The sequence below is a fragment of the Paracidovorax avenae ATCC 19860 genome, from assembly GCF_000176855.2.
Taxonomy (GTDB): Bacteria; Pseudomonadota; Gammaproteobacteria; order Burkholderiales; family Burkholderiaceae_C; genus Paracidovorax; species Paracidovorax avenae.
In genome coordinates this window covers 2885178-2900320 of sequence record NC_015138.1, presented here as the reverse complement: position 1 = coordinate 2900320, position 15143 = coordinate 2885178, and the positions used below count along the sequence as shown (strand labels likewise).

The 15143-nt window shown below is 71.5% G+C and carries 8 protein-coding genes; 5 read left to right on the top strand and 3 right to left on the bottom strand.

The window, feature by feature from the left end; translation table 11 throughout:
- Positions 1 to 79: 79 nt before the first annotated feature.
- Positions 80 to 340, bottom strand: a complete 261-nt coding sequence (locus ACAV_RS12705; protein WP_013594980.1) for a type B 50S ribosomal protein L31 — start codon at positions 338 to 340, stop codon at positions 80 to 82.
- Between the two features lie 149 nt (positions 341 to 489).
- On the opposite strand from ACAV_RS12705, the gene sbcD reads away from it, so the two are divergent.
- On the top strand, positions 490 to 1710 hold the full coding sequence (sbcD, locus tag ACAV_RS12700) for an exonuclease subunit SbcD (RefSeq protein ID WP_013594979.1): 1221 nt from the start codon (positions 490 to 492) through the stop codon (positions 1708 to 1710).
- Entirely contained in the window at positions 1707 to 5198 is a 3492-nt protein-coding gene (locus ACAV_RS12695; protein ID WP_013594978.1) for an AAA family ATPase, read from the top strand. Before sbcD ends, ACAV_RS12695 begins: the two co-directional genes overlap by 4 nt.
- 84 nt (positions 5199 to 5282) lie before the next feature.
- Here ACAV_RS12695 and rho read toward each other — a convergent pair whose 3' ends face one another.
- Entirely contained in the window at positions 5283 to 6545 is a 1263-nt protein-coding gene (gene rho, locus ACAV_RS12690; RefSeq protein ID WP_013594977.1) for a transcription termination factor Rho, read from the bottom strand.
- Positions 6546 to 6809: 264 nt separating this feature from the next.
- A complete protein-coding gene (gene trxA, locus ACAV_RS12685; RefSeq protein WP_013594976.1) occupies positions 6810 to 7142 on the bottom strand; it encodes a thioredoxin TrxA in 333 nt (110 codons plus the stop codon).
- Between the two features lie 116 nt (positions 7143 to 7258).
- Here trxA and ACAV_RS12680 point away from each other — a divergent pair, with 116 nt between their 5' ends.
- The 3 genes from ACAV_RS12680 (at position 7259) to ACAV_RS12670 (ending at position 15132) form a co-directional block, all read left to right on the top strand.
- The gene (locus ACAV_RS12680; protein ID WP_041828763.1) at positions 7259 to 9910 is read left to right on the top strand and encodes a PD-(D/E)XK nuclease family protein; all 2652 of its coding nucleotides are present in this window, start codon (positions 7259 to 7261) and stop codon (positions 9908 to 9910) included.
- Positions 9911 to 10158: 248 nt separating this feature from the next.
- On the top strand, positions 10159 to 13707 hold the full coding sequence (locus tag ACAV_RS12675) for a UvrD-helicase domain-containing protein (protein ID WP_013594974.1): 3549 nt from the start codon (positions 10159 to 10161) through the stop codon (positions 13705 to 13707).
- Positions 13708 to 13752: 45 nt separating this feature from the next.
- Positions 13753 to 15132 carry a TIGR03862 family flavoprotein gene (locus ACAV_RS12670; RefSeq protein ID WP_013594973.1) on the top strand — a complete coding sequence of 460 codons (1380 nt, stop codon included), beginning with the start codon at positions 13753 to 13755 and terminating at the stop codon, positions 15130 to 15132.
- Positions 15133 to 15143: the final 11 nt, after the last annotated feature.

The following is a 15143-nucleotide window of genomic DNA, read 5'->3' as shown; positions in this document are numbered from 1 at the left end:
CCGGGCTGCCTTTGGCGGGATGCGGGTGCGGAATGCCGTGCGGCCATCCGTGCCACCCCGGGTCCGGTGGACCGCTGGATTACTTCGCGGCGGCCGTCTTGCCGAAGCGGTTGCGGAAGCGCTCGACGCGGCCGCCCATGTTGTCCACCGACTTCTGCGTGCCGGTGTAGAAAGGATGCGATTCGCTGGAGGTATCCAGCTTGAAGAGCGGCAGTTCGCGGCCGTCGTCGGTCTTGCCGGTTTCCTTCGTGTTCACGCAGGAACGGGTGACGAACTTGAAGCCGTTGGACAGGTCCACGAAGAGCACTTCGCGGTAGTTGGGGTGAATGCCTTCTTTCATGGCATGGTCCTTTCAAGGGGGCTGCTGCGGTAGCCACGCCGCACCCATTGCGACGCACTTTCCGCTTCGAAAAAGCCTACCATTATCGCATACCCGCGCAAAGAAGCGCCAGCCCCGAGTGCGGGGCCTTCCATGGGAACCCTTCCATCTTGCGTCTGCTGCACACTTCCGACTGGCACCTGGGCCAGCATTTCATGGGCAAGAGCCGCCAGGCCGAGCACCGTGCGTTCATCGACTGGCTGGCCGCGCAGGCGGCAGATTGCCAGGCGGATGCCGTGCTGCTGGCCGGCGATGTGTTCGACACATCGGCACCGCCCAGCCATGCGCGCGAGCTCTATCACCACGCCGTGCTGTCGCTGCGCGAGGCCGGGACGGCACTGGTCGTGCTGGGCGGCAATCACGATTCTGCCGCGGTGCTGGGCGAGAGCCGCGCGCTGCTGGCCGAACTGGGCACCCGCGTGGTGCCCTGCGCGGCCGCCACGCCCGCGGAGCAGGTGCTGGTGCTGCATCGGCGCAGCGGCGGGCCGGGCGCGGTTCTGTGCGCGGTGCCGTACCTGCGCCCGCGGGAGCTGCTGCTCAGCCTGCCCGGCGAGAGCGCCGCAGACAAGCGGATGGCGCTGCAGCAGGCGATCCGCGCGCACTACGCTGCGCTCTTCGATATGGCACGCGAACGCAGCGCGTCGCTGGGCGGACTGCCGATCGTGGCCACCGGCCACCTCGCCACCGTGGGCGCCACGGGCGGCGACGCCGTCCGGGACATCTACGTCGGCACGCTGGAGGCCTTCCCGACCGATGCATTTCCTGCGGCGGACTACATCGCCCTCGGGCACATCCACCAGCCGATGAAGGTGGGCGGGAACGAGCACATCCGCTACTGTGGATCGCCGATACCGCTGGGCTTCGACGAGGCCGCGCAGCGCAAGGAGGTGCTGCAGGTGGATTTCGACCTGGCGGGCCTGCAGTCGGTCGCGCCGCTGCCGGTGCCGTGCTTCCAGCCGATGGCTTCGCTGCGCGGCAGCCTTGCCACCCTGCCAGCGGCGCTTACCGCCGCGGCGCGGGCCGGCACACAGGAAACGCCCGCCTGGCTCGACGTGGAGGTGGCCGGCGACGACTACCTGCCCGACCTGCAGGCGCGCGTCACGGCGATGGCCGACGGCCTGCCCGTGGAGGTGCTGCGGGTGCGCCGCGCGCGCGGCGGCGCCGCTCCCGCCCTCGTGCCCATCGCCCGCGAGACGCTCGACGAACTGGCCCCCGGCGACGTGTTCGAGCGCCGCCTGCAGGAGGAATCGCTGGACGAGGCGCTGCGGGAGCGGCTCTCGGCCATGCACCGGGGCGTGCTGTCCGATCTGCAGGAAGAGGGGGCGGCATGAGGATTCTGTCGCTGCGATTGAAGAACCTCAATTCGCTGAAGGGCGAGTGGCGCATCGATTTCACGCAGGTGCCGTTCTCGGACGGCGGGCTGTTTGCCATCACCGGGCCCACGGGCGCGGGCAAGACCACACTGCTCGACGCGATCTGCCTGGCGCTCTACCACCAGACGCCGCGCATCGGCGGCGTCTCGCAGGGGGGCAACGAACTGATGACGCGGCACACCGCCGAATGCCTCGCCGAGGTGGAGTTCGCCGTGCCCGGGGGGCGCTATCGGGCCTTCTGGAGCCAGCGGCGTGCCCGGGACCGGCCCGACGGCGCGCTGCAGCCCGCGCAGGTGGAACTGGCGGAGATCCTTGCAGCTGATGGCACGGCCCGCCCGGTCACGAGCAAGGTGCAGGAAAAATTGAAGCACGTCGAAACGCTGACGGGGCTGGATTTCGGGCGCTTCACCAAGTCGATGCTGCTCGCCCAGGGTGGCTTCGCGGCCTTCCTCGAGGCGCCGGCCGGCAAGCGTGCGGAACTGCTCGAAGAGCTGACGGGCACGGACATCTACGGACGTATCTCGCAGCGCGTGCACGAGCGCGCGCGCGACGCGAGGGCCGCGCTGGAGACGGCGCGCGCCCGGGCCGGAGGCGTCGAGCTGCTGGACGCGGCGGCCCGCGGCGCGCTGGAGCAGGAAGCGGCGGGCCTGGAGGCGCAACTGGGCGCTCTGCGTGCCCGGCGCGCCGAGGCCGAGAAGGAGCGCGAGTGGTTCGGTGCGGTGGAGCGGGCGCGGCAGCGCAGTGCTGCCGCACAGGCCGGCGCCATCGCCGCGGAAGGTGCCTGGGCCGCGCGGGATGCCGACGTTCAGCGCCTGCGGCGCGCCGAGCCGGCCATGCGCCTGTCACCCGTCCACGCGGCGTGGCAGTCGGCGCAGCAGGCGGAGGCCACCTGTGCGCTGCGGCTGCGGGAAAGCACCGACCGGCTGGCCGAAGCCGCCACGGCGCATGCCCTGGCGCTGGGCCGTGCGGCCGCGGTGAGCAGGCATCTCGCGGTGCTGCGGCTCGGCGAGTGGCAGGCGGGCCGCGAGGCCCTGGCGGCGCTGGAAGCCGGGGGCATCGACGATCCGCGCCATACGGCGCTCGCCGAGCGGCTGGGCGACTGGCGAAGCCGTTTCCAGGCCCGGGCCCGGCTACAGGAAGAGATCGGGCGGACGCAGGCACAGCGGCAGGAGATGGCCGACCGGTGCGCCGGGCAGGAACGGCTGCTGCAGGCCGCGGGTGAGGCTGCGCGGCATGCCGACGCCGTGCAGGCCGATGCGCAAGTGGGCGCAGAGCAAGCCCGCGGCGCCTACGTGGAGCGCCTGGCGGGCCGGGATGAGGCCTATTGGCGCGAAGAGCCACTGCGGCTCGCCAGGCTGGGGCATCTCTGGGGGCAGGCGCGGGAATGCCGGGATCGCATCGCAGCACAGCGGGTGGAACAGGCGCGGCGATCGGCGGAACAGTCGGAGCGGCAAGGGCGGGTGGTTGCGCTGGAAGCATCGCTGCAGCAGCTCGCCATGCGGCATGCCGACGGCCAGCAGCGCGTGCGCGACCAGGAACGCCTGCTTGCGCAGGAGCGGCGCATCCAGTCGCTGGAATCCCACCGGCAGCAACTGCGCCCCGGCGAATCCTGCCCGCTCTGCGGTGCCACCGAACACCCGGCCCTGGCGGCCTACGAAGCCCTGGACGTGTCCGCCACCGAAGCGGCGCTGGAGAGCGCAAGGCGCGCGCTGGACGCCATCGCCGACGAGCGGCGGCAGTCCGAAGCCACGCTGGCCGCGCTGCGTGCGCAGCAGACGCGCGCCCAGGAGGACGCAGCGGCTGGCGAGCGCGCGGTGGCAGAGCTGGAGGACCGGTGGCAGACGCTGTGCGCAGCCCTGGAATGGCCCGCCGATCGCACCGACAGCGTGTTGCTGGAAGACGCGCAGCGCCGGCATGCCGGGACCGCGGCCGAGGTGCAGGCCCATGGCGCTGAATTGGCCCGGACGCGCGAGCGCGGCGAAGCGGCGCAACGCGCGCTGCAACAGGCCGAGCGCGATGCCGGCGCGGCGCGGCAGGCACGGGCGCTGGCCGAGCGGGACCTCCAGGCCCAGAAGCAGCAACTGCAGTCGCTGGCAGAGGCGCTGGATCGGTTGGCGGCAGACTTGAAGAACATTGAGGGCGAACTGGCGCGGGAACTCGCCGACCACGGGTACGACCTGCCTGCACAACCGGGGCGCTGGCTGCAGGATCGGACGCGCGAACTGGAGGCATGGCAGGCCGACTGCGCCCACAGGCAGGGCCTGCTGGCGCAACTGCCGCTGCAGCAGCAGAGGGCGGAGCATGCAGACGCCGTGGCGCAACAGTGGGCGCAGCGGCGGGATGCGCTGCTTGTGGCCTCGGAAGGCAACACCTTGCGCAAGGAGGGCGTCGGGCATCCGGACGGCGAAGGGATGGCACCCGAACGACTGGAGGATCTGCTGCAGCAAGCGGCACAGGCCGTGCAGACCCATGCCGCTGCCCTGGCCACCCTGGGCGGCACGCGGGATGCACAGCAGCAGGCACAGGTCCTGGCGGCCGAAGAGGTGACACGCAGCGCTGCCGCCTGGACCACCGCGCTGGCAGAAAGTCCCTTCACGGACGCCGAAGACTTCCTGGCGGCGCGGCTGGATCCGGCAGAGCGCCAGGCCCTGCAGGATGGCGTGGAAAGCGCCCGGCAGGCGCTCACCACTGCGCAGGCGCTGCACCACGAAGCCGCAAAAGGTCTGGACGCGCTGCTGTCCGCACCGTTATCGGACCGCCTGTTGCCTGAGGTGGAGGCAGAGTTGGCCGATCTGGAGGCGCAGAGCACGCAGGCCGCCCAGCGCCAGGGAGAGATCGCCGGCAGGCTGCGGGAAGACGCGCGCCGGCGCGAGAGCTTGCAGGCGTTGCTGACGGAAATCGCGGCGCTCGAGGCCGATGCCGACGCGTGGCAGCACCTGAACGGCCTTATCGGCTCCGCCGACGGAGCGAAATATCGCAAGTTCGCCCAGGGGCTGACGCTGGATCACCTCGTGCACCTGGCCAATCTGCGGCTGCAGCGGCTGCACGGCCGCTACCAGCTCGCTCGCCGCGCCGGAGGCGAACTCGAGATGGAGGTGATCGACACCTGGCAGGCCGACGTGGCGCGCGACACGCGCACGCTGTCGGGTGGCGAGAGCTTCCTCGTCAGCCTGGCGCTGGCACTGGCGCTCTCCGACCTGGTGAGCCACAAGACCCGCATCGACTCGCTGTTCCTCGACGAAGGTTTCGGCACGCTCGACCCGGACACGCTGGAGATCGCGCTCGATGCGCTGGACAGCCTGCAGTCCGGCGGCAAGACCATCGGCATCATCAGCCATGTGGAAGCCGTGAAGGACCGCATTCCCGTGCAGATCCGCGTGCGCAAGGGCGTGGGCCTGGGCTACAGCGCGTTGGATCGGCGCTTCGCCGTGGCCGGCGGCGCCTGACGCCCGGATGCCGGAATACGAAAGGGCCCCGCCGCGTTGCCGTGGCGGGGCCCCGGGGCCCTTCGCAGGAGTGCGCAGCGCGGATCAGCCGCCGCGGCGCATCATGTCGAAGAAATCGACGTTGGTCTTGGTGGCCTTCATGTTCTTGATCATCAGTTCCATGCTTTCGATCTCGTCCATGTTGTAGAGGAACTGGCGCAGGATCCGCGTCTTCTGCAGGATTTCCGGGGGCAGCAGCAGCTCTTCGCGGCGCGTGCCGCTCTTGTTGAGCTCGATCGCCGGGAACACGCGCTTCTCGTAGAGGCGGCGGTTCAGGTGGATTTCGCTGTTGCCGGTGCCCTTGAATTCTTCGAAGATCACTTCGTCCATGCGGCTGCCGGTGTCCACCAGGGCCGTGGCGATGATGGTGAGCGAGCCGCCTTCTTCCACCTTGCGCGCGGCGCCGAAGAAGCGCTTGGGGCGCTGCAGCGCAGCGGCGTCCACGCCGCCCGACAGCACCTTGCCGGAGGAGGGCACGACGTTGTTGTAGGCGCGGGCCAGGCGGGTGATGGAGTCCAGCAGGATCACCACGTCCTTCTTGAGCTCCACGAGGCGCTTGGCGCGCTCGATCACCATTTCGGCCACGTGCACGTGGCGGGCGGCGGGCTCGTCGAAGGTGGAGGCGATGATCTCGCCCTTGACCGTGCGCTGCATTTCGGTCACTTCTTCGGGGCGCTCGTCCACCAGCAGCACCATCAGGTGCACGTCGGGGTTGTTGGCCGTGATGGCGTGGGCGATGTGCTGCATCATCATCGTCTTGCCGCTCTTGGGCGGCGCGACGATCAGCGCGCGCTGGCCGCGGCCGATGGGGGCGATGATGTCGATGATCCGGCCCGTGATGTTCTCGTCGCCCTTCATGTCGCGCTCGAGCTTCATCTGCTCCTTGGGGAACAGCGGGGTCAGGTTCTCGAACATGACCTTGTGCTTGTTCTGCTCCGGCGGGCCGCCGTTCACGGCGTCGAGCTTGGTCAGCGCGAAGTAGCGCTCGCCGTCCTTCGGCGTGCGGACCTCGCCCTCGATCATGTCGCCCGTGTGCAGGTTGAAGCGGCGCACCTGGCTGGGGGAGATGTAGATGTCGTCCGTGCTCGCGGTGTAGCTCGTGTCCGGGCTGCGCAGGAAGCCGAAGCCGTCGGGCAGGATTTCCAGCACGCCGTCGGCGAAGACCTGCTCGCCCGCCTTTGCGCGCTTCTTGATGATCGCGAACATCAGCTCCTGCTTGCGCATGCGCCCGGTGTTCTCGATCTCCAGCTCTTCGGCCTGCTTCAGCACTTCGGACACGTGCAGTGCCTTGAGTTCGTTTAGATGCATGGGGGTGACTCCGGAACGGAGTAAATAGGAATTCAGGAGGAGACCGCATGCCGTGGGGACTGCTCATGGCGTCCAGGCGGGTCTGGGGGATCTGCGACGGGGGCCGTTGCTGGGCTGGCCCGGTGATCGATGCGGATTATGACAGGAAAAGACGACCGCTCATCAGGGTCTCTGCGCGGGTGCCGACAGCAAGTGTCTGCCGGAAGGGGGCGGGCCGGTGCGCAAGCGGCATGCAGGCCTGGCGCACCGGGAGCTGAAAGCGGCTCAGGCGAGCTGCTGGTCGATGAAGGACGTGAGTTGCGCCTTGCTCATCGCGCCGACCTTCGTGGCGGCGAGCTGGCCGTCCTTGAACAGCATGAGCGTGGGGATGCCGCGGATGCCGAACTTGGCGGGCACTTCGCGGTTCTCGTCCACGTTCATCTTGGCGACGGTGAGCTTGCCCTGGTAGGAGTCCGCGACCTCGTCGAGGATGGGGGCGATCATCTTGCACGGGCCGCACCATTCGGCCCAGTAGTCCACCAGTACCGTGGTGCCGGGTTGCAGCACGTCGGCTTCGAAGCTGGCGTCGGAGATGTGTTTGATCAGTTCGCTGGCCATGGCGCGTTCCTTGTGGAGGCGAAGAAATGGATTGTGGGGAAAGGTGCGGATACAGTCCTGGGATTGTGACAGAAAGACATTCCCTGCTCGATGTGGTGGATAGCGACTCAGGCGCTATGACAGTCATAGCGAAAACCGAATCGCGGGACGATGCGTGGAAGGTGTTGCTCGGCCGCCTGGAGCGCTTCATGCGCGGCACCGGGCAGCCCGCGGGCGCGGCGGTGGTGCTCGTGCCCTATGCCCAGCTCATGGGGGAGGCCCAGCGCCGCTGGGCGAAGGCCTTTCCGGACGGCTTCGCACCGCGCTTTGAGACCACCCGCAACTGGGCCGCGCGCCTGGCGCCTTTCGTGCCCGAGGGCGACGACCTGGCGCGCGACACGGCGCGGGACACGCTCACCGCCCGTTCCCTGCTGGACCGCGCGGGACTGGGCGGGCAGCGCGACGTGCTGGCGGGGCCGCTGCTCGATGCCGCCTGCCAGCTGGCGCCGGCGGTCGCGGCGGTGCCTCCCGCGGACCGCGAGGCCTGGGCCGGCAGGGTGCGGCCGCTGCTGCCCCCCGCGGCCGAGGGCGCGGCACTGCGCTACGAATCGGCGGTCGCCCGCATCGCGCTGGAATGGGCCCTGGCCACGCGCCACGCCACCGACGTGCTGTTCGAGCCTCGCGTGCGCGCCTCGGCCCCGGTGCTGGTGGTGCTGGATGGATTCCAGCCCGATCCGCTGGCACATGCGCTGTGCGCCCTCTGGGGAGCCGACCGTGCCTGCGTGCTGCCGCTGTGTCCCGCCCCCGGAGCAGGCGGCCCGGATGGGCCCCGTGCGGCGTTTGCCGCTGGCGACGTGGCGCTGCATGCCGCTGCAGATGCGGAAGACGAGGCCCAGAGGGCGGCCGCGTGCGTGCTGCGGCACGTGGCCGAAGGCCGCACGCCGGTGGCCCTGGCGGCCATCGACCGGGCGCTGACGCGGCGCATCAGCGCGCTGCTGGCAGGGCGGGGCGTGGGCGTGCACGACGAGAACGGCTGGACGCTGTCCACCACCCGGGCGGGGGCGCAGGTGATGGCGGCCCTGCGCGCCTGCATGGCGCATGCCTCCGGCGATGCGGTGCTCGACTGGCTCAAGCACGTGCCCGCCGCCGATGCCGAGGCGCTGCGGCAGGCCGAGCGCTGGCTGCGGCGCACGGGCATGGGCGACTGGCCGGCGGCCGTTCGCAGCGCCGGGCTGGCTGCGGGGCCGGCGCAGGACACGACCGGTGCGGAAGGCCTGGACGTTCCGGGCCCCTGCGCCTTGGAGGGCTGGCGCACGCTGGTGCGGCGCACGGAGGCGTGGCGCGCTGCGATGCAGGCACCGCGCGACCTGCCGGGCTGGCTCGCGGCGCTGCGGGCGCTGCTGCAGGCCACGGGCCAGCGGGAGCGGCTGCAGGAGGATGCGGCAGGACTGCGCGTGCTGGCGGAATTGCGGCTCGACCTGGCCCAGGAAGGCGAGTGGCGCGGGCTGGATGTCTCCGGCCGGCCAATGGCACTGGCCGAGTTCGTGCATTGGGCGGACGAGGTGCTGGAGGCGGGGCGCTTCCGCCCCGAATTCGGCGGCGATGGAACCCCGGATGCTGTCGTGGTGCCCCTGCCGCAGATGCTGGCGCGGCCGTTCGCGGCACTGGTCGCTGCCGGATGCGACGAGAAGCGCCTGCAGGCCGCGCCGGAGCCTCCTGGTGCCTGGACGCGGGAGCAGCGCGAGATTTTGGGACTGCCCATGCGCAAGGACCTGGAGGCCGCGCAGCGCGCTGCCTGGGCGCACGCGCTGTCGGTCGGCCACGTGGACGTGCTGTGGCGCATCGGCGACGAGGGGGGCGAGCCGCTGCTGGCCAGTCCGCTGGTGCTGGCCCTGCAGGCCGAAGGGGGCCGCCGCGCGGGAATCGATCCGCGCGAACTGCGTACCGTAGCGCCATCGCCGGTGCCCCGGCCCCTGCCGCGCGGCGACGCGCTGCCCCTGGCGCGGGTGTCTTCGTCGGCCTATTCGGACCTGCGGCACTGTCCTTACCGTTTCTTTGCCCTGCGGCTGCTGGGCCTGCAGGAATCGGACGAACTGGGCGCGGAGGTGGACAAGCGCGACTTCGGCAACTGGCTGCATGCCGTCCTGCAGCGCTTCCACGAAGGCCTGCGCGATGCCCCGGTGGAGGACACCGCCACGCGCCGCCAGTTGCTGGATGCCGCGGCCGAGGCCACGACCCGGGCCCAGCGGCTGTCGGCGGGCGAGTTCCTGCCGTTCGCGGCTGGCTGGCCGGCCCTGCGCGAAGGCTACCTGCGCTGGCTGGCGGGGCACGAGGCCGGCGGCGCGCGGTTCCGCGAGGCGGAGCGGCGATGCGTACAGCCGCTCGGGCCCCTCGAATTGATCGGCACCCTGGACCGGGTGGACGCGGTGCGCGGCCAGGCACCCGGCGAGCCGCCCACGGTGATGGTGATCGATTACAAGACCGAGGGCGAGTCCGCGACCCGGCGCCGCATCGCTGCCGGCACCGAAGACACGCAGCTTGCCTTTTATGCCGCTCTGCTGGGCGACGACACGCTGCGCGCCCTCTACGTGAATGTCGGCGAGCGGGGCGAGACCCGCAGCTTCGAGCAGGAAGACGTGGTGGCGCTGCGCGACCAGCTGGTCGAGGGCCTGTTGCACGACTTCGCCCGCATCGCGGAAGGTGCCCCGCTGCCCGCGCTCGGCGAGGGAGCGGTGTGCGACTACTGTGCCGCCCGCGGGCTGTGCCGAAAGGATTTCTGGAGTGATTGAAACCACTCCCCTGGGGCGCTGCGCGCCTCCGTGCAGCCGCCAGAGGCGACAGCCCTTCGGACACGTCCGACCCTGCGCCGGCAGGCTCGGAGCCGCGGCCCTCAGCCCCCGCTCTCGCTACGCTGCGCTTCGCGGGCAGGAGGACGACGCCAGCGCGGCGGGGCGGCCCTTGCGCGGCGTCTGCTGGCCTGGGTCGCGCCGGTCTCAAGCGCCGCTGGCGTTGGCGATTGCCGCAGTGATGAACACCCATGATGGAGATGCGTGTGCAGGCCGCCTATGAACACAACGGCCAGCCCGTGGAGCGGGAGGCTTTCTACGCCATTGCCTGCGATCCTGCCCGCAGCGTGGCGGTGGAGGCCTGCGCGGGCGCGGGCAAGACGTGGATGCTGGTGTCCCGCATTCTGCGTGCGCTGCTGGAGGGCTGCGAGCCGCACGAGATCCTTGCGATCACGTTCACCAAGAAGGCCGCGGGCGAGATGCGGCAGCGCCTGCTGGAGTGGCTGGAGGCTTTCTCCCGCACGCCGCTGCCGGCGCTGCGGGGGGAACTGCAGGCCCGCGGCATTCCGGCGGAGCAGGCCACGGAAGAAGCCTGCGCGCGCCTGCAGGGCCTGTTCCTGCAGGTGCTGGGCGCGGGTCGGCCGGTGCAGATCCGCACCTTCCACAGCTGGTTCGCCGCGCTGCTCGGTACCGCGCCGCTGGCGGTGCTGCAATCGCGCGGGCTGCCGCTGCATTACGAGCTGCTGGAAGACGATGCCGAGGCCGTGCGCCGGGTGTGGCCGCTGTTCCTGCAGCAGGTGGCCGCCGATGCCGGCCTGGGGGGGGATTTCGCCGATTCCGTGTCCCTGCATGGCCGCTCCCAGACCCGCAAGGCGCTGGAGTCGGCCCTGTCCAAGCGCGTGGAGTTCGAACTGGCGGAAGAGGGCGGCGTGGTCGATGCCTCGGTCCCGCCGTTCCATGCGCAGTCCCCGCAGTGGGCGGGCCTGGAGCATCCCGCACAGGCACTCGCGGCCGAGGACTGCCGCGCACGCTGGCTGGCCTGGGCCGCGGCGCTGGGCTCGGAGTCCGGAAAGACGCCGCAGAAGGCCGCGGACGCCATCGTCACGGCGTTCTGCGACACAACGGACCTGGAGGAGCGGCTGGAGGCGCTGCGGGGCGCGCTCTTCGTCGCCAGGGAGGACCGGCTCACCCGCCATCTCGAGAAATTCGCCGCGGCGCAGGAGGCAGAGCGGGAGCTGCAGGCCCTGTGCCTCGCGCGGCGCCAGCACGAGGCATGGCTGCACCAGCAGCGCATGGCGCGGCTGACCCGGGCGCTGGTGGCGGCGTTCGGCGCGCTCAAGCGCGACCGGGGCTGGGTGGACATGAACGACGTGGAGCGCACCGCGCTGGTGATGCTGTCCGACCCCGTGCTCAGCGGCTGGGTGCAGGAGCGCCTGGACGCGCGCGTTCGCCATCTGCTGATCGACGAATTCCAGGACACCAACCCGCTGCAGTGGCAGGCGCTGCATGCCTGGCTCGCCAGCTACGTGGGCACCGGAGGAGGGCAGCATCCGCCCAGCGTGTTCATCGTGGGCGACCCCAAGCAGAGCATCTACCGCTTCCGCCGCGCCGAACCCCAGGTGTTCCGTGCGGCGCAGGCTTTCGTGCGCCAGGGCATGGGCGGCGACCTGCTGGCCTGCGACCACACGCGCCGCAATGCCCCGGAAGTGATCGCCGCGGTCAATGCCGTCATGGGCGCTGCCCAGGCTCAGGGCGACTACGCGGGCTTCCGCGACCATACGACCGAATCGCGGGACGCGGGGGGGCTGCTGCGCCTGCCGCCGATCGAAGACGCCGCGGACGATGACGAAAACGAGGCCGGGGGGCCGGATGCCCGGCCCGACCGGCTGGCCTGGCGCGACAGCCTGGTCCAGCCCCGCCACGAGGCGGAAGAGACCCTGCGCATGCGCGAGTGCCAGCAGGCTGCCCGCTGGGTGGCCGGCCAGATCGCAGCCGGCGTGCCGGCGAGGCAGATCATGGTGCTGGCGCGCAAGCGCGACCGCCTGTCGGCCCTGCAGGATGCCCTGCGCGACCTGCACCTGCCGTGCGTGCAGCCCGAGAAGGTGGAACTGTGCGAGGCCCCGGAAGTACAGGATGTGGTGGCCCTGCTGGATGTGCTGGTCTCTCCGGGGCACGATCTGTCCCTGGCCCGCGCCCTGCGTTCTCCCTTGTTCGGCATGGACGATGCATTGCTGGTGCGCGTGGCGGTGGCCCGCCGGGACGCGGAGCGCGGCGCGGCCCGCGGACTGCAGGAGGGCGGCGTGCCGGGATGGCTGGAACTGCTGGCGGACCGGGCCCTGCTGGACGCCGAGATGCCCGGCCTGTCGCACGATTTGCGGCTCTACCGCCACTGGGTGGAGCAATGGCCGCCCCACGATGCACTGGACGCGATCTACCGGCACCGCGACGTGCTGGCCCGGTATGCGGCCGCTTCCCCCGCGCCGCTGCGGTCCGGCGTGCTGGCGAACCTGCGCGCACTGCTGTCGGCGGCGCTGCAGCAGGACGGTGGCCGCTACCTGACGCCCTATGCCTTCGTGCGCGCCCTGAAGCGGCCGGGACAGCGGGCGCCGGGCCGCGTGGACGCGGATGCCGTGCGCCTGCTGACCATCCACGGTGCGAAGGGGCTGGAGGCGGACGCCGTGCTGCTGCTGGACACCGATGGCCGCGCCCAGAAGGCCGAGACCATGGGCGTGCTGGTGGACTGGCCCGGCGAACTGCCGGCCCCGCGCCGCTTCGTGTTCCTCGCGAGCGAGGCGTCGCCCCCGCCGAGCGCTGCCGATGCGCTGGCCGCCGAGCAGGCGGAGCGCCAGCGCGAGGAGATCAATACCCTGTACGTGGCCATGACGCGCGCGCGCCACTGCCTGGCGCTGTCGTGCGTGCGCGCGTCGCAATCCGCACCGGGCAGCTGGTGGAACCGGGTCGCACCCCTGGCGGCCGACGTGCCGCAGGACCTCTCCGGACCGGCGGGCGGCGCGGAGGACGGACTGCGCGCCGTGGTGGATGCGCAGTTGCCGGAACTGCCCGGCTGGCAGGACGCCCCGCCGCTGCCGATGGGGCCACCGCCCGGGGCAGAGGCAGAGGCCGGTGCACAGGCCGAAGCCGGAGCGGCGGTTGCCGGGCTCCCCCGGGAACGCCGTGCGCCCTCCACGCCGGCATCCCGGCAGGGCGAGGCCATGCACCAGCTGCTGGAGCAGGCGGGACTGGCGGGCAGGCTGCGCGGCGGGGCCGCGGGAAGCTCTGCCGGCTGGCCGCGCGCGCGCCTGCTGCAGCTGGCCCGGGATTTCGAACTGCCTCCCGAACTGGCCGAACGCGCCGCGGTGATGGCGGCCCGCATCCTGCAGGGCGAGGGCGCCTGGGCCTGGAACAGCGCCGACATCGAACTGGCCATGGACGAAGCTCCCATCGTCCACCGCGGACAGACCCTGCGCATCGACCGGCTCGTGCGCCGCTCCACCGGCGGGCGCGGAGAATGGTGGGTGCTGGACTACAAGAGCGCGGCGAACCCCGAGCGGCAGGCGGAACTGGTGGAGCAGATGCGCCGCTACCGCCAGGCCGTGCAGGGCCAGTTCCCCGGAGAGCCCGTGCGCGCGGCCTTCCTGACCGGCGATGGCCGCATGGTGGAGGTGGATTCTTCCGCCCGGGGCGTGCCGGCGCCCGCGCAGCCCTTACCATCGCCCACCCCGGCGGCCGGCCCGTCGCCCGCGGCCGCCGCGCCGCCTCCACCGGGGCCCAAGCCCGTGCAGGGCTCGCTGTTCGATTGATACCCGCCCGTTCCCTTCCACCCCACGCCCACTGTCCGCACCGCCATGTCGTCTTCTTCCGCTTCCCTGCCGGCCACCGGCCTTCCGACCTGTGATGTGGCCGTGGTCGGCGGCGGGCCGTCGGGCCTGATGGCGGCCGAGGTGATGGCCGCGCGCGGCCTGTCCGTGCATGTGTTCGACGCCATGCCTTCGGTGGGACGCAAGTTCCTGCTGGCAGGCAAGGGCGGGCTCAACCTCACGCACTCCGAGCCGTTCGGCCCTTTCCTGGAGCGCTATGGCGACCGCGCCGGTACCCTGGAGGCCGGGCTGCGCGCCTTCGGTCCCGACGCCCTGCGCGACTGGGCGCGGGCGCTGGGCGTGGAGACCTTCGTCGGCACCTCCGGCCGCGTCTTCCCGGTGGACATGAAGGCCGCGCCGCTGCTGCGGGCCTGGCTGCACCGGCTGCGCGGCATGGGCGTGCAGTTCCACATGCGGCACCGCTGGCTCGGCTCCGAGGGCGCCCCGGAAGTCGCAGCTGCCGCCGGCTCCGCGCCCGGGCCGGTCGCGCTGCGCTTCGCTGCACCCGCGGGCGAAGTGCAGGTACATGCCTGCGCTGCGGTGCTGGCGCTGGGCGGCGCAAGCTGGCAGCGCCTGGGCTCCGACGGGGCCTGGGTACCGTGGCTGGAGGCCCGGGGCGTGGCGGTGGCGCCGCTGCGGCCTGCGAACTGCGGCTTCGATGTGCTGGGCCCCGGCGCACCGGCCGACGCCAGCCGGCGCGAGTTCCTGCAGGCGCTCCTGGGGCGTGGCGCTCCGCCGGTGGGATGGACGCCGCACTTCGCCGAGCGCTTCGCCGGGCAGCCGTTCAAGTCGGTGGCCCTGCATTTCACCGACAGCCAGGGACGGTCTTTCCACCGCCGCGGCGAGTTCGTGGCCACCGCGTCCGGTGTGGAGGGCAGCCTCGTGTATGCGGCATCCGCCCTGCTGCGCGATGAGATCGCCGCCCATGGGCATGCCACCTTCCACCTGGACCTGCTGCCGGACCACACGCCCGAGCGCGTGGAAAAGGACGTGCGGCATCCGCGCGGCTCGCGGAGCCTCAGCAGCCACCTCAAGAGCCGCCTCGGCCTCGACGGCATCAAGGCCGCGGTGCTCTATGAACAGCTGGGCAAGGAGGGCATGCAGGATGCCCGGGCCCTGGCGCACGCGATCAAGGCGGTGCCGGTGACCGCGGTGGCCTGCCGGCCGCTGGACGAGGCCATCAGCACGGCCGGGGGCGTGGCCTTCGAGGCGATGGACGCCCACGGCATGCTGGCGACCTGGCCGGGCGTTTTCTGTGCGGGAGAGATGCTGGACTGGGAAGCCCCGACAGGGGGCTACCTGCTCACCGCCTGCATGGCCACCGGCGCGGTGGCGGGGCAGGGCGTTCTGCAATGGCTGCAGGCATGAGGGGCGCGCAC

What these genes read in the sequence shown, in the direction of transcription:
- ACAV_RS12705 (WP_013594980.1), bottom strand. Translation starts at nt 340, where the DNA reads ATGAAAGAAGGCATTCACCCCAACTACCGCGAAGTGCTCTTCGTGGAC.
- ACAV_RS12680 (WP_041828763.1), top strand. Translation starts at nt 7,259, where the DNA reads ATGACAGTCATAGCGAAAACCGAATCGCGGGACGATGCGTGGAAGGTG.
- ACAV_RS12695 (WP_013594978.1), top strand. Translation starts at nt 1,707, where the DNA reads ATGAGGATTCTGTCGCTGCGATTGAAGAACCTCAATTCGCTGAAGGGC.
- ACAV_RS12670 (WP_013594973.1), top strand. Translation starts at nt 13,753, where the DNA reads ATGTCGTCTTCTTCCGCTTCCCTGCCGGCCACCGGCCTTCCGACCTGT.
- trxA (WP_013594976.1), bottom strand. Translation starts at nt 7,142, where the DNA reads ATGGCCAGCGAACTGATCAAACACATCTCCGACGCCAGCTTCGAAGCC.
- ACAV_RS12675 (WP_013594974.1), top strand. Translation starts at nt 10,159, where the DNA reads ATGATGGAGATGCGTGTGCAGGCCGCCTATGAACACAACGGCCAGCCC.
- rho (WP_013594977.1), bottom strand. Translation starts at nt 6,545, where the DNA reads ATGCATCTAAACGAACTCAAGGCACTGCACGTGTCCGAAGTGCTGAAG.